Below are 15,454 nucleotides of genomic sequence, written 5' to 3'. Positions count from 1 at the left end.
CTTTTTGCCCAACACACCCAATGGCATCGGGTGTGGCAGGATGGAAGTATAACACAAAAGTTGTGCCTTTTCCAACTTCCGAATAAACCCTTATGATTCCTCTGTTTTCTTTAACCATTTTGTCTACCACATAAAGACCCAGGCCCCATCCCTCCGCTTTTGTTGAAAATCCAAGGTTAAAAATGCGGTCAAGGTCCTCTTTTTTAATTCCAGGACCTGTGTCGGAGACCTCAATCTGAACAAAGGGAACCCCACAATAGGGGCAGCGATTTTCACTACTTTTAACCGTTACGGTGATTCTTCTTACACCTTTTTGGTTTTTCAGTGCATCGATAGCATTTTGAATCAAATCGGACAAAATTTGCTGAAGGTGAATTTCATCGGCATATACAAGTTCGTTACCATTCTGGTAAAACTCAAATATAATTCCATTGTTAATAAGGTCATTGTTCAACAACGTTTTTACATGCCCTACAACTTTCTTGATGCTGACCTTCTTGAACTCTATTGGCTTTGTTCTTACTCTACTGTAGAAAGCCCTCACATGCTGATTTATTTTTTCAATATGTTGTACCATTCTATCAACTTTTTCAATTTGCTTTTGCTCGGCAAGTTCTCTTCTTAAACTCAAGGCAGTGAACTTAAGCGGTGTAAGAAGATTTTTAATATGATGGGTATAAATCGAAACGAGGTCCACGTATGAGAAGTAACTGCCCGCTCCTCCCGCTGTTCTTTCGAAACTTTTCTCGGCTGTTATATCCTTTATCTTTAGAAGAAAGCCTTTAAGTTCCGGTAAATCTACAGGATATACGCTTACCCCAAGTATCCTTCCCGATGCATACTCAATTTCCATACTTTTCTGGCCAATTTTAACCCTTTCCATAATTTTGGATCCTATCCCATATGGAAGCTGTTCAAGGTGAGTAAAGGTATGTCTTTGAAAATACTGCGAAACAAAGCTATTGTGATATACGATATGAAACTCTGGGTCAACCACAATCAAGCCAAAATCGAGATAGTCAAGGATGAACTTTTCCGGCAGAATCTTTTCTTCATTTTTCAGATATAGGAAGACCCTGTCCTGTCCCACGAAGAAGTTTGCATAGAAAGGAAGGTAAACATTCTCCTTACTCTTTATTATCAATCTCTGCCCGAAAACTATTCTATTGGGGGCTTCAGAAAACCTTTTCTCCAGAACTGGTCTTATATGACCAGCAACAAGGTGCAAAAAGTTTGTGCCAAGGATCTCTTCATCAGAAAATCCAATAGACTTAATACTACTACTCGCATAAATAATATTCTTCTTGCCATCAAGAATAAGGAAAATTTCGGGGCTCAAAGATAATAGTTTTTCAATTTCTGCGGTATTTACCAGCTCCATTTTCTAAAGTCACTCCGAGAGAATCTGCAAAGTAAAAGAAGAGTTATGGAACCACTTAAATTCAGGGCTTGGCCTTAGAAATTCCCCAAAGGTAGTTAAACCAATAAAAGGCATGGCAAGTTTTCTCTGGAAAAGATTAATTTCTTCGTAGAAACTATCTCCGAGAGAGAAAAACCTGTGAATACTTTCAATCACTATACTTCCGATGGGTTTACGTTGATCAATCGCGTTAAATGCCTGATCAATACACTGGGATACCGCCTCTTCCATCCTATCCTGACGGGCCTCCATAAACCAGACAGTTGAATTTTCTGGAATATCACCTGCCAGCTTAATCCCGCCTTCTTTGGTAATACCAACTGCAATTCTCACCTTTGGGTATTTGGGAAAAGCTGGGTCTGGTACGCCGAACTGGTACATGCCTAAAAACTTTGTAGGGTCTTTAATAATTTCAGCCTCCGGTATTCCTTTCTTCACAAGAAATTCCTTCCATACCTCAAAGGCAGGACGTTCATCGAGATGATATATGACATTACCGCCCACTTTTGTAGCTCTCTTGGGTACTAAAGGATGGAGCCCATGTCCATGTGACATTGCAGGGGGATTTTTTGAATAAATACCTATGCAAGCAACTCCTCCATTCACAAGCTGATTAGCTATATGCAACTGGCAATCCTTTGAAAGTTCTGCATAATCAAGGATTCCGCCATAAAAGGTAATCGTGGGGTCGTACCTGTCTACTATTCTGGAGAGTTCCGACACTAAAATGTCACCATTTACATATGAATCAAGCAGAAGGAACAGATTTAGGTGTTCAAACCCTTCAATCTTTCTTGCCTTTAATTGGTCGAGAACAGGTATGCACGCTTTTTCCAAAGCAGAATGAAGCCCTTGTTGTATATTGGTACCAACGGAGTAGGTAAACTTGTAAGAATCACTTTTAACTATCGCCACAGCAACCCCATTATTCAGAATAGAATTCTCAGTAAAGAGAGTGCCGAGTATTTTTGCAGCAAAATAGGGAACGTCTTTACCAATTGACTGAAGCACACCCTTAACAACAGGCTCAAGGTCATAACCTGAAGTCGCAAAAATAAAGGCAAAATCCGGTTTGGTCTTTGAAAGTTTTTCAAAGGCAGCCTTTCCAGCCTGAACGCCAGCCTTCCACGGAGATGGGTCCTGGGAAATTCCAGTAGTCATCCCCGTAACCAAAATAGGACCCCTTTGAGCCTCTTCTTCTGAGCCCCTTCCTACACCAATTTTTGGTGTAGTGGGCTCTCTTTGCATCTTTTTCCACCAATCATCATTCAGGAAAATTTTCTAATCCTCCTTTTAGCAACAATATAATTAATAAGGCAAGTTTAACCAAAAGTCAAGTCATAGCCTTGTATTTATTTATTTGAAGCCAAAAGCCAGCTTTTACCAACACCTATTTCTACTTTTAAAGGTACTCTCAACCTACTGACGTTCTCCATCTTATCTTTAACTATTTTGGCCACCTCATCAACTTCTTCGTCTTTTACTTCCAGCAATAATTCATCGTGTATTTGCAAAATTATCTTAGATTTCAGGTTTTTCCCTTTCAGTTCATTGTAAATTTCGACCATACTAAGTTTAATAATATCAGCGGCCGTTCCCTGAATTGGAGTGTTAATAGCGATTCTTTTACCCTGCTCCACGACACTTGAATTCCCTGAAAAAAGCTGTGGAACTTTTCTAATCCTTCCATAAAGCGTTCTAACATATCCATTTTTCATGGCAAATTCGAGGTTTTCATTGATCCACCGCATAACCCCTGGGTAGGTTGCAAAAAAATTACTAATGAAAGAATTGGCCTCCTCCACAGAAATATTTAGCTCCTTAGAAAGGCCATAGGGTGACATCCCATATATTATACCAAAATTTACTGTCTTTGCCTTCCTTCTCTCGTTTTCTGAGATCTCTTCTGGTTTCTTGCCAAAAATGTAAGAGGCGGTGATGGTATGTACATCCAGATCCTTGTTAAAAATCTCTATCAATCTTTCATCACCTGAAAAATGTGCCAAAATTCGTAATTCTACTTGAGAATAATCAGCAGTAAGAATTTTATACCCAGGCTCGGCTACAATTATATCCCTGATCCCTTTCCCGAGGTCAGATTTTACTGGTATCGTCTGAAAATTTGGGTTATAACAGGAAATGCGCCCCGTGGCAGTTCCAACCTGGTTATAACTTGGGTATATTCTGTCTGTTTTTTCATCAATAAGTTCTTTAAAAACATCCACATAGGTGCTTTTCAACTTGTAAACCTGCCGATATTCCAATATCGCAGCAGGGAGAGGGTGAACTTCGGCGAGCTTTGTAAGACTTTCTTCATCCGTTGAATAGCCGGTTTTCGTTTTCTTAACTGGCTTTAATTTATGTTTAACAAATAAAACTTCTGCCAATTGTTTCGGCGAATTTACATTAAATCTGACACCGGCAATCTCATAAATCCTTTGCTCCAATTCCTTTACCATCTGTTCCATCTGAAGACTCAAATCTTCTAATTTTTTCCTGTCTATTCTTATTCCAGTCATTTCCATCTCAGCGAGAACCCGTTGAAGAGGAATTTCTATTTTCTCAAAAACCGCCTTTAACCCTTGTTTTTCCATCTGATCGACCAAAAATTTATAAACTTTAGCGGAACAATCACAAATCTGGGGCTCCCTTAACTCTTTTTTTTCTGAAAGCTTCACCCCTGGCCACTCAAGAAAAATCACATCGGGATCGAACTTAGGTTTATCACTGTCAAGAAGAAATGAAGCAATGAGAACATCAAAGTCTAAATTGCGTTCAAGGTTTTCAATTTTTTTATAAATTTTCTTGCTCTCAAAGGTCACCAATTTTCCGCGAAAAGCTCTCAAAAATGAGATTCCTTTTTCTAAAGGGACCCGGTAAACCATGTTATCTCCGCAGGAAAACATCAAATAATCTTCTACAACCTCAACTGATACAAACTCTGCACCCAACAGCCCCATGGGAATATGGGAGGCTGTAATAACTTCAGGATAGATCTCATCGGCAATCTCTTTCATTAAAGAGTAAAACTCAAGTTCTCGGAAGACTTGAAACAATTTATCCTTATTCCATGAACGCAACTCCATTTCTTCAAAGTTAACATTTTCAAGTACGTCAGTTCTTAATCTATTTAGCTTTAGTGCGTCGATAATAAAATCCCTGTAAGCCTTGACTTTTCTTATGATTTCATCACCTTCTTCCAAATTCAATATCCCTTCCAAAGGTCCATATTTATTTAGCAACTCTGCGGCTGTTTTCTCTCCTATACCCGGGACTCCTGGAATATTGTCAATTTTATCCCCTACAAGAGCTAAGAAATCAGGAATTAAAGAAGGTTTAACGCCAAATTTATCCAGTATCTCCTTTTCTCCAACAATTTTTAAACTACCCTCTCGGGTATCAACAATTCGTATTCTTTCGGAAACAATCTGATACAAATCCTTATCTAAGGTGGCCACAAAAACTTCAAACCCTCTACTCTCAGCAATTTTACTCAGAGTAGCAATCACATCATCAGCTTCCACTCCCGGTATTTCGTATCTTTTCAAGTTCATCCCATCCAGAATCTCTTTGATATAAGAAAGTTGTAAAGCAAACTCAGGGGGCGCTTTAGGCCTCTGAGCCTTATATTCTACAAAAATCTCATGTCTGAAAGTTTTACCCTTAGCGTCAAAAACCACTACAGCATGGGTAGGCCTTAGTTCTCTCAACATTTTCATCAAAGAATTGGTAAAAGCGTAAGGGCCACTGGTAACTATACCTTTACTGTTTGTCAAAGGTTTGTCTCTAAAAGCATAATAGGCTCTGTAGGCAAGAGATGCCCCATCTACAATCAATAACTTCATAGCAAAAAGCTCTTTACAAGTCCATAAACAAGTTGAAGAAAAAGGGGAATTAATCCGGCAATGCCAAAAACTTCGTGAATCTGTCTTTTTAACCTTATCGACCTAAATAAACACCCCGATAAAGCCACAGAAAAAAGTGTTATAATAACAACTATCCTTGTAGTGCAATGGAAATCTACAACCCCACCTGAATAAACCATGAATAATGTAAAAGCTGTAACAACGGAGAGAAGACTCAAAAAAAGAAATAGATGATGCATTTTCACCTTATGCCTTTGGACAAAAAACACCGCAAACAACATAAACAAAAATCCCATAAGGTTAAATACACGGTGCATAAGCGACATACTCAGACCACCAGTTTTATCTTGACAAACCCTCTGCATAAATCGTGCTTTTTCCTAATATTGTGGGATTTTGCCATTGCATATATCAAGGTAAACTCTTTTCCCTTGACCAGAGATTTGTCAAATTTGTCTTTACTTTCCAGTATTCTTTTAAATTCTACGACATATCCTATAGAGTCAATCCTTCCACCAAAATCGAGAATGTCATCTTGCCCGCCCAATTCCTTATCACTCCTATGGGGGCAATAAATGCCTGTAGAATAGGAATCAAGAACTTTTAGAGAGTCATCCTCAATAAAGATCAATATAATATCTGCATTTCTCACGCCCTTATCAGGTTCAAATCCAATCGCACTCCATCCCGAACTCTTCGCTTCAATGCCGAAATAGATGTAATCGGAATCAAATCTATAGTGCAGAACTAACTTATCTTGAACTAAGTTAATAGTATATGAATATTCTTTACCTTCAAGAACACCATCTGAAACCCATTTGTTAGAATTCCCAGCGGTCCAACCCCAAGTAAAGTAGACAGCAAGAATTAGTAAATACTTAGAAATTTTCATCGCTTACCCTTTTAATTATAAAAGCTTTTGTTAAAAATTCAAAAGAGAGGAGCTTATAAAAAAGTTCATGTGCATCAATTTTCATAGCGACCGGAAATTTAATGTTTTTAAATCGCCCAGAAATTGGTTTATAATTTTAGCATGAAAAAAATTATTCTTATAATCCTTTTAATGGTAGTAAACCTTTATGCACGGGGTGGTTCCTTATTTAGGATCGGTGCAAATTCCTCCGTTATAATCGAAAACGGAAACGCATATCCCGTAATTGGTTTAACTGCTGGCTTTTACCCCGTTTCCTTTTTCTTTGTAGAAACTTCAGGTGAGTATACTTTTAAGGAAGATATGCGAGAAATATCTTTGCCTTTAACCATTAACTTTGCTTATCCATCCCAGTTGTTCAGACCCTATGTCGGAGCCGGTGTTTCTTACCACCTTTTAAATTACCCTGACCACACAACCCAAACTCTTGGAGGAAGATTAAAAGCAGGACTAACTCTATTTGATAAAAGAAATGCCACCGGCGCTTTTGAAATTACCTATGAAGTCCCTGATATTAATACCTCAAAGGGCAGATGGTATTTCACCGGTCGTATCGATAAAGGATTTAACCTGACTTTTTAAATTATGGACAAACTTTTAAAAGCAGGTATTGCACAAATATCATCAAGGCTCGGGGATATAGAATTCAATAAAAAGCAAATTATCAATGGTTTGAACCTTGGTAAGGAAAAAGGGGCTGATATCGTTGTTTTCCCTGAACTTTCACTGATAGGATTTGGCTCCGGTGATATTTACCTCGACAAAGTTGAAGAAAACTTAGAGGCTCTGAAAGCAATTGTAGAGGAAGCTGGCAAACTAAACATCTGGGCTATCGTTGGATATGTTGAAAAGGACGAAAGAGGATTCTTTTATAACACAGCAGCCCTTTTAGGAGAAGGGGAAATAAAGGGCAAATTTGCAAAGACCCAGCTCACAAATTACAGACTCTTTGACGAAAAACGTTACTTTAAACCAGGATCAAACCTTCCGGTATTTAACACCCCTTTTGGGAAAATAGGAATCCTCATATGTGAAGATGTCTGGTTTCCTGAGGCTTCCAGAGCGTTAACTTTCAGAGGAGCAGAAGTTATTTTTGTCCTTTCCGCATCACCCTTTGACCGAGGAAAAATCGAAATATGGGACAACTTTCTAAAAGTTAGAGTGCTGGACAACATTATCCCGGTGGTTTTCGTAAACATGAGCGGCATTCAAAATGGAGTAACCTACTGGGGGGGTAGCGCTTATTATTCAGCCTCTGGAAAACTTGTAAAAAGACTCAAACTTCTTGAAGATGACTTTGACATCGTACAAATTGACCTGGAAGAGGCAAAGAGGCTTAGAAGAAGAGATATTAGGGTAAGGGAGGTGAGGAGAGAAATCCTTGAGGAAGTCCTGAAAGCTTATGAGGAGATGTCCAAATGGATTTGAATATTGAGATTTACTTGAAAGAAGAGGAGTTAAAACTTTTTAAAGAGATAATTGTAAATTCCATAAAGAGCAGATTGGAAAGTGTAAAGGCATCCATTGGCATAGTAGCTCTCTCGGGTGGCGTTGACTCCTCGCTCGTGGCTGTTTTAAGTAAGGAAGCCATTGGAGACAAACTCCTTTGTCTCATTATGCCCGAAGAAAACATCTCACCACGCGAAGATATCGAACACGCATTAGAACTTGTTAAAAAATTCGATATAAATTATAGGATAATAAACATAAATGGTGCTGTAGATTGGTTCAAAAAACGCTTCGACGAGATTGATTTCAAAAGTAAAAACGAGAGGCTGGCAATAGCCAACGTTAAGCCAAGAGTGAGAATGGTTTTAAACTACCTCTATGCCAACGCGCTAAATGGTTTAGTAATAGGTACATCTAATAAAACAGAGTTACTCTTGGGTTATGGAACAAAATACGGAGACATCGCTGTAGATTTTTACCCTATTGGCGATCTTTACAAAACCCAGGTATGGCAACTGGCGGATTACGTAGGTATACCAACGGAAATTGTGAGAAAAAAACCGTCCGCGGGCCTCTGGGTTGGACAGACAGACGAAGAAGAGCTGGGTCACACTTATTTCGAAATTGATAGGGTTCTATACTGCCTCGTAGAGCTTGAGCTCTCCGTGAGAGAAACCAGCAAAATTCTGAATATTTCCGAAGAAGCGGTAAACGATGTCTATCGGAGGGTTGTTGCTTCTGAGCATAAGCGAAAAATACCAATAATTACACGACTTTCTCGAATGTGCTTAGATAAGGACTGGAAGTACCCGGTGGACAGACATTAAAAGCAAGAAAAATTCTTTAAAATAAAAAGTTCATCATTTTGGAAGTAGTTCAGGATCGATAAATAGGTCAATGTATGGAAGATGGTAAGTGCACCAGATGTAAAAGAAGGCCGAAACAATAAACAAAACACCCGTTACAACCTTAAAGGCTAAGTTAAACTTGACTTTTTCTATATTTCTTTCTATCACTACTCCAAAAAGGGCAGATACATAGGACGATGCAACTGCCCAGCCTACCTCAACTAATGTGTTTGTCATCCTTCCTAATATGGAAGGTAGAAGATACCAAACAAGTACAATAAACCAAGGTAACTGAACCGTGATGAAAAGCCTCGAATACCAAAAAGAGTCTTTTCCTTCACTCAACCTCTTTTTAACAAGTAGATATTCAACGATATTAGAGAGTAAATAAGCCCAGAACACCATTTTCAAGTGCTGGAAAACAGATTCATTTACCCCACAGAAGGGTTTTAGAAAAGGAAGATGTGTAATATCGTAGCCAAAATGAAGCACCGAGAAAAGAAGCAAAAACAATAAAACCTTAAACGGTACTCTCATATCCCCTCCACATACAAACAACTAAATGTTTACTGTGTGCTAAGTATAATGCTTAACAAAAGTAATACTAAAAGGGTTACAGTGAGGCCTCAAAAACATTAAGCACAAACAAAAACAGTCCATAGACTTTTTGCCTCCTAATCTTAACAGCAATAGTCCTGATTGTAAAACTTTCAAAAAAGGAAACTATTTCTTAACAAACTTAACTTCATTGTCAAAGTCAATGAGCACTTTATCACCAGGCTTTATCTCACCAGCAAGTATCCTGTCAGCCATAGGAGTCTCTACATACATCTGAATTGTCCTTCTTAAAGGCCTTGCTCCAAGTTCTGGATTATAACCCGTTTCAGCCAGGAAGTCCACAAGGCTTTTCGTCCACTCAATTTCAATGTTATTTTCCGCAAGACTTTCTTTAACCTCAGAAAGCTGAAGTTCAACAATCTCTCTTACTTCATCCGGACCAAGAGGATTAAAGAATACAAACTCATCAATTCTGTTTAAAAACTCGATCTTGAAGTACTTCAATAGTTCAGGCATAATTTTGTTTACCTGATTCTGGTGATAATGCTTGATTTCTTCATCGCTTTTAATGAAACCAATTTGAGGCGCATCTCTAAACTGGTATTGAATGTTGGAAGTCATAATTATTATCGTATTTTTGAAATCAACCACGTGGCCCTGTGAATCTGTCAACCTTCCCGCATCAAAAATCTGAAGCATAATATTAAACACATCAGGGTGTGCTTTTTCAATTTCATCAAACAGTATAACCTGGTAAGGACGTCTTCTCACTGCCTCTGTTAATTGACCACCCTTCTCAAATCCTATATACCCGGGAGGAGCTCCAATTAACCTTGAAGCAGCGTGCTTTTCCATATATTCGGACATATCAATTCTTAAAAGTGCGTCCTCATCGTTAAAAAGGAGCCAGGCAAGCTGTCTCGCCAGGTGGGTCTTACCCACCCCCGTAGGGCCAAGGAACATAAAAACTCCAATCGGCCTGTTTTTAGGACCTAAACCTGCTCTGGAACGCCTGATTGCCTGAGCCACAACCTTAATCGCATAATCCTGGCCTTTAACCTTCTTTTTAAGTTCCTCTTCAAGGTAAAGAAGCCTTTTCGCTTCATCTTCCAATAACCTAACGGCTGGTATACCGGTCCATTTGGAAACCACTATAGCAATGTCATTGTCATCAACCGCATCATCAATACCCCTTTCTTCAAGCCATTTTCTCTTGCGCTCATCATAATCGCTTTCCAGCTTAGCGAGTTCTTCCGTTATTCTTTCTACTTCGCTCGTTTTTCCAAACTGACTCAGCAAGTTTGCCTGGTCTTTTAAAGATCTGATCCTGCTTTCCAGACTTTTTAGATCTTCGGGCATTTCGGAGAGTTTTATTCGCAACATGGAACAGGCTTCGTCTAACAAATCTATGGCCTTATCCGGAAGCTTTCTGCCTTGTATGTACCTATCGGCAAGTTTAGCAGCAGCAACAATAGCAGAATCTAAAATCTTGACCTTGTGGTGTTCTTCAAATCTCTCCCTCAATCCTTTCAATATTTCAATGGTCTCCTCCACACTCGGCTCTTTAACGAAAACCTGCTGAAATCTCCTCTCAAGTGCGCCATCTTTTTCGATTCTTTCGCGATATTCGTCAAGGGTAGTAGCTCCAATGACCCTGAGCTCACCAGAAGCGAGGCCCGGCTTTAAAAGATTTGCTGCATCAATAGCACCCTCTGCAGCACCAGCACCTACTATCGTATGTAATTCATCTATGAAAAGAATGTATTTATCTTTTTGTCTTTTTACTTCATCAATTACTGCCTTGAGCCGCTCCTCAAACTCTCCCCTAAACTTTGAACCCGCCAGAAGTGCTCCCATATCCAACATCAAGATCCTTTTATCTTTCAGGAAATCAGGAACTTTTTTCTGGACAATCCTCTGGGCAAGGCCGTAAACAATGGCAGTTTTCCCAACCCCTGGTTCCCCAATGAGAACAGGGTTATTTTTGGTCTTTCTCAAAATAATTTGTATAACCCTTTCTATTTCAGCATCTCTTCCAATTACCGGGTCAAGTTTACCCTGCTCTGCAAGTTTTGTTATATCAACAGTATATTTGGCAAGGGCATTATACTTACTTTCTGCTGTAGGTTCTGTAACCCGCTGACCACCTCTTATTTCGTAAAGTGCTTTGTAGATCTTTTCCCTGTCTATCCCGAACTCCTTCAAAATTCTTGCGGAAGGTCCACCCCCAGAATTTTCAATAGCCAAAAGTAAATGTTCCTGAGCAACATATTCATCCTTCAATTTTTCCGCTTCTTCGAAGGCCTGCTGTAAAACCTCTTGAGCCCTCGGAGTAATGTAAATCTGAACAGGGCGAGACCCACTCCACTCCATCTGAGGAACCCTTAAGAGCGCTTCCTTTAGTTTTTCTTTTACCAGAACTGGATGGACATTCAACTTCTCAAAAATTTCCCAGACGACCCCGCCTTCCTCTTCAAGAAGCCCGTAAAAAATATGTTCAACATCAAGCTGATTATGTTTAAAATTCACGAGAGCTTCCTGAGCCCTCATCAACGCTTCCTGTGCACCTTCTGTAAACTTGTCCAGTCTCATTTTATCTCTCTCCGAACTTACTGTGTTTTTCTAATTTTATAGCAAAATTGAGCCGAATTGTAAAGTAAAGCTTTTGTATGGTATAGTAACTTTAAAATTATTGTCCACATGAAAGCTTTAAGGATCTTTATTCTACTTCTTCTTGGAATTTTATTCTTCGTGATCGTAGTATACCCATTTACCTTTAACGTTTCGCAATACAGAACCCAAAATCCTCGAATAACTGCCATGATGAGATACAGAGTAAGGCAATGGGAGAAAAAAGGCAAAAAACTAACAATAAGCTATCGATTCGTGCCCTTAAGCAAGATTTCTCCGTATCTAATTAAGGCTGTTCTGATAGCAGAAGATGACAAATTTTATCAGCACGAAGGTTTTGACCTTGAGGGCCTTAAAAAGGCACTGGAAAAGGATTTGAAAAAGAAGAAATTTAAGTATGGAGGCAGCACTATAAGCCAGCAGCTGGCGAAAAATCTTTTTTTATCACCAAGAAAAAGCTTAATAAGAAAGTTTCAAGAAGCGGTTCTTACTATCAGGATAGAAAAAATACTAACAAAGAAAAGAATCCTTGAACTTTATCTCAATATTGCAGAATGGGGGCCAGGGATTTTCGGCGCTGAGGCTTCAGCAAACTACTATTTTGGAAAATCAGCTAATGATTTGACCCCATGGGAATCGGCACTTCTTGCAGCGGTATTGCCACGCCCCTTAAAGTGCTCCCCCTCAAATCCTTCCCCGTATATCCAGAAAAGGGCAGAGAAGATTCTTTACATAATGAAGAAAAGAGGCATCATTTCTGAAGAATATTCACAAGTAGAAAGGGAAGCAGAGGAAATAAAAAAGAGCCCTCAACAAGATTCCATGTTCAATGCAGATTCAAGCTTTGACCAAAACTCCATCACCCTTACCGATTCCATAAAGCAGGAAGAATGACCTATCTAAAACTCCTTTACACTGATACAAAACTGAGAAAGCATCCTTAAAAATTCCTCAGCAATTTTTTCATCCATACCCAGCCTTTCCAGAGGCAAAACACCCTTTAGGTTAATAGATTTATTAAGAAACATCTTTACAACTATAGCGGGAGGAATTCCAGTAAGCTCGCTCATTGCGGTTCTTTTTCTTCCCTTGTTATAGTAGTGAATTATCTCAAAGCCCTTCTTTATGTGCTCCTTATAAAACTCAACCCTCAGGATGGCAACGTCCTCCTCGTCGCCTTCCGTTAGCTTTCTACAAAGCCAATCCTTGAAATGTCCGTAAATAGACTCATTTTTGTTAAAAAGGCCAATATCTCTTAACACTCTGAAAATTTCTGCGTGTCCAGGGTATCTTAAGGTCTTTTCTTCCATGTCTTTTACATCGATTGTCTCCAAAAGTGTCCTGAGTCCATCGGTATAAAAAGCCTCCAAGGCGCCAATACCGCTGTAAATATCGGTTTCCAATCCGCTCAGGGCAGGCAAAGTTACTACTTTTCCTTGCCTCTTTATCCTCGCAGGTCTTGTATATTCCTCGATTAAATCCTCAAAAGACCAGGTAATTCTATAATTAAAAGGCGGAAGTGGATGTGCGGGAATGCCTCCAACCTTAATAGTTATTTTCTCTACCGGCCCCCATCTCATCAGCCCATACCCAACAAGAAAGTTGGAAATCCCCGGTGCAAAACCTGCATCCACAAAGGCTGAAACTCCATTCTTCTTAGCAACTTTATCTAATGTTAAGGGGTTTTCTTCCATATAAGTGATGTCAACAATATTAACGCCTTTATTAACTACATGTTCAAAAACTTTAAAACCAAACCTTGCAGGAAGACAATTGACAACCAGAACAACCCTATTAAGGTAACTTTCTAAGTTGATCTCACCCACTCCCGCCTCTACGACCTCTACTCCGAGTTTTTTAGCTCTTTTAGCATTAGTGAGATCTTTCTCCACAACAAGAACTTCTTTAAAACCAAGTTCTAATAAAGTTTCAAGGGTAATATAACCCTGCCTTCCAGCACCGAGAAGTAGAATCATTTAATAACCACCTTACTAATAATTTTAATCCACGGATCGCAAAATTACTAACCTAAAATTAAATCATCAACCGCTCATTAATCTGTTCGCATTGCTAACTTTATAATTTAGCACATGACATCAAGATTTGAAAAAATCAGGGAAGATATTTTGACGCAGGACCCACTGAAATTGATGTGGAAACTTTCCTTTCCTCTTGTTATTTTAAATTTTGTCCATTTAATTTATAACCTGACCGATACTTTCTGGCTTGGAAAATTAGGGAGAACCGCCGTCTCATCTCCAACGCTATCTTGGCCAGTTTTCGGAACGATTATGAGTCTTGGAATGGGGTTTGGAATCGCCGGCTTTGCTTTCATTTCACAATATCAGGGCAGTGGAGAATTCATCAAAGCCCAAAAAGCTATGGGAAACCTCTTTACCCTTTTTCTAATGTTTTCAATTTTAGCTGGCACCACCGGTTTTATCTTAACTCCATCAATTCTGAAGGCAATGAAGATTCCACCTGACACTTTTGATAACACCGCTATTTACTTGAGGATAATGTTCGCAAGCATTCCCTTCTCCTTTCTCGGTTTTGCTTTCTCTTTTGCCCTAAGAGCTCTTGGAGATACTCGAACCCCCACCTTCATCAACATCTTTGGAATGATACTTAACGTAATACTTGACCCCATACTCATTTACGGGTTATGGTTCTTCCCTAAAATGGGAGTATTAGGAGCCGCTCTTGCTACAGCAATATCAAACTTTCTCTCATCCATTCTTGCCCTAAGACTAATCCAGACAGGAAAAATGGGGCTTAAAATACACTTAAGTGACCTAAAACCGGACCTAAAACTCACTATGAATATTATAACAAAAGGTTTACCAGCAAGCATTGGGCAGTCCCTAAACTCCCTCGGATTCGTGTTTTTAGTTAGTATAATATCAAAATTTGGCTCAGTTGCTGTAGCCGCCTATAGTATTGGAGATAGGGTTATACAAGTCATCTTCACCATATCAGATGCCCTCAATCAAGCCCTCGGTTCCATTCTCGGCCAGAATCTGGGAATTAAAAATTTTAGCAGGGTAAAGGATGCAATAAAAAAGGCAGTCTTACTTAACGCAGGTGTGATAAGTTTTTTTGCAATTTTTATTTATTTAGGAAGGGTGGAATTAATCTCAGTCTTCATAAAAGACCCTCAAGTCATCCTTGAAGGTAAAAACTACATTGAAAAATTCATAGTTGCGATGCCATTTTTTGGAATTTTCGGCGTATTTTCCAGCCTTGCTATGGTTTCAGGAAGAACAACAGAGGGAATGGCTCTTGGCCTAATAAGATTGTGGATATTAAGAATTCCGATGGCTTATTATATGGGAAAACTGTATGGAACCAGTGGCGTTTGGATAGGAATGAATTTGAGCAACATAATTGCCTGTTTAATGGCTTACCTGTGGTATCTTAGAGGGACCTGGAAAAAGACCCTTGTCTGAAGCCCCTTTTAAGGGAATATACTTAAAATCAATGACTTTAATCTCATGCTGTACTAAATTCTTTGGTCTCTTTGGCCACCAAAGGTATATCTCTGCATATATGGGCCTGTTTGGTATAAAAATTTTGTCAGTTACAACCCATTTTTTTATCGGTTTCTCCTTATCCACCATAACTTCGCAGGATTTAAAAACGAGGGAATCAGGAGACCAGTAAATGTAATGTTTTGTTATACTCTTTTTCCTTAATTTAATTGGAAATCTTTCAACAACCCTTTTAACGCTATCAGGTTTTTGCCAGTTGC

The 15,454-nt window shown here is 39.1% G+C and carries 14 protein-coding genes; 5 read left to right on the top strand and 9 right to left on the bottom strand.

Annotated elements, in window-relative coordinates; genetic code table 11:
• The 5 genes from QMD82_05785 to QMD82_05765 all read right to left on the bottom strand — a co-directional run.
• On the bottom strand, positions 1–1,381 hold a 1,381-nt coding region (locus tag QMD82_05785; GenBank protein MDI6851428.1), incomplete at its 3' end, for a PAS domain-containing sensor histidine kinase.
• A gap of 9 nt (positions 1,382–1,390) precedes the next feature.
• Positions 1,391–2,668, bottom strand: a complete 1,278-nt coding sequence (locus tag QMD82_05780; GenBank protein MDI6851427.1) for an FIST C-terminal domain-containing protein — start codon at positions 2,666–2,668, stop codon at positions 1,391–1,393.
• Between the two features lie 104 nt (positions 2,669–2,772).
• A complete protein-coding gene (locus QMD82_05775; GenBank protein ID MDI6851426.1) occupies positions 2,773–5,265 on the bottom strand; it encodes a DNA polymerase I in 2,493 nt (830 codons plus the stop codon).
• On the bottom strand, positions 5,262–5,525 hold the full coding sequence (locus QMD82_05770) for a hypothetical protein (protein MDI6851425.1): 264 nt from the start codon (positions 5,523–5,525) through the stop codon (positions 5,262–5,264). Before QMD82_05770 ends, QMD82_05775 begins: the two co-directional genes overlap by 4 nt.
• An 89-nt stretch (positions 5,526–5,614) precedes the next feature.
• Positions 5,615–6,178, bottom strand: coding sequence for a DOMON domain-containing protein (locus QMD82_05765; protein ID MDI6851424.1), 564 nt, complete (start codon positions 6,176–6,178; stop codon positions 5,615–5,617).
• A 141-nt stretch (positions 6,179–6,319) separates the two neighbouring features.
• On the opposite strand from QMD82_05765, the gene QMD82_05760 reads away from it, so the two are divergent.
• The 3 genes from QMD82_05760 to QMD82_05750 are packed head-to-tail and all read left to right on the top strand — an operon-like array spanning position 6,320 to position 8,493.
• A complete protein-coding gene (locus tag QMD82_05760) occupies positions 6,320–6,799 on the top strand; it encodes a hypothetical protein (protein MDI6851423.1) in 480 nt (159 codons plus the stop codon).
• Positions 6,800–6,802: 3 nt separating this feature from the next.
• The gene (locus tag QMD82_05755; protein MDI6851422.1) at positions 6,803–7,645 is read left to right on the top strand and encodes a nitrilase-related carbon-nitrogen hydrolase; all 843 of its coding nucleotides are present in this window, start codon (positions 6,803–6,805) and stop codon (positions 7,643–7,645) included.
• Positions 7,636–8,493: an NAD+ synthase gene (locus QMD82_05750; GenBank protein MDI6851421.1), complete on the top strand. Its 858-nt coding sequence runs from the start codon at positions 7,636–7,638 to the stop codon at positions 8,491–8,493. Before QMD82_05755 ends, QMD82_05750 begins: the two co-directional genes overlap by 10 nt.
• Before the next feature lie 33 nt (positions 8,494–8,526).
• Here QMD82_05750 and QMD82_05745 read toward each other — a convergent pair whose 3' ends face one another.
• Together QMD82_05745 and QMD82_05740 are read right to left on the bottom strand one after the other, a co-directional pair.
• Positions 8,527–9,051: a DUF6512 family protein gene (locus tag QMD82_05745; GenBank protein ID MDI6851420.1), complete on the bottom strand. Its 525-nt coding sequence runs from the start codon at positions 9,049–9,051 to the stop codon at positions 8,527–8,529.
• 186 nt (positions 9,052–9,237) lie between these two features.
• Positions 9,238–11,664 (bottom strand): AAA family ATPase, encoded by a 2,427-nt coding sequence (locus QMD82_05740; GenBank protein MDI6851419.1) that lies wholly within the window; start codon positions 11,662–11,664, stop codon positions 9,238–9,240.
• A gap of 108 nt (positions 11,665–11,772) precedes the next feature.
• Here QMD82_05740 and mtgA point away from each other — a divergent pair, with 108 nt between their 5' ends.
• Positions 11,773–12,597 (top strand): monofunctional biosynthetic peptidoglycan transglycosylase, encoded by an 825-nt coding sequence (gene mtgA / locus QMD82_05735; GenBank protein MDI6851418.1) that lies wholly within the window; start codon positions 11,773–11,775, stop codon positions 12,595–12,597.
• Between the two features lie 5 nt (positions 12,598–12,602).
• Here mtgA and QMD82_05730 read toward each other — a convergent pair whose 3' ends face one another.
• The gene (locus tag QMD82_05730) at positions 12,603–13,679 is read right to left on the bottom strand and encodes a saccharopine dehydrogenase C-terminal domain-containing protein (GenBank protein MDI6851417.1); all 1,077 of its coding nucleotides are present in this window, start codon (positions 13,677–13,679) and stop codon (positions 12,603–12,605) included.
• A gap of 114 nt (positions 13,680–13,793) precedes the next feature.
• Here QMD82_05730 and QMD82_05725 point away from each other — a divergent pair, with 114 nt between their 5' ends.
• A complete protein-coding gene (locus QMD82_05725; GenBank protein MDI6851416.1) occupies positions 13,794–15,152 on the top strand; it encodes an MATE family efflux transporter in 1,359 nt (452 codons plus the stop codon).
• Here QMD82_05725 and QMD82_05720 read toward each other — a convergent pair.
• Positions 15,099–15,454, bottom strand: a 356-nt coding sequence (locus tag QMD82_05720; GenBank protein MDI6851415.1) for a hypothetical protein, incomplete at its 5' end; no start/stop codon positions are given. The genes QMD82_05725 and QMD82_05720 overlap by 54 nt on opposite strands.

The sequence above is a fragment of the bacterium genome (assembly GCA_030019025.1).
Classification (GTDB): domain Bacteria; phylum Hydrothermota; class Hydrothermia; order UBA1063; family UBA1063; genus UBA1063.
The sequence above is the reverse complement of the archived record's forward strand: the minus strand, read 5'-3'. Positions and strand labels throughout refer to the sequence as shown.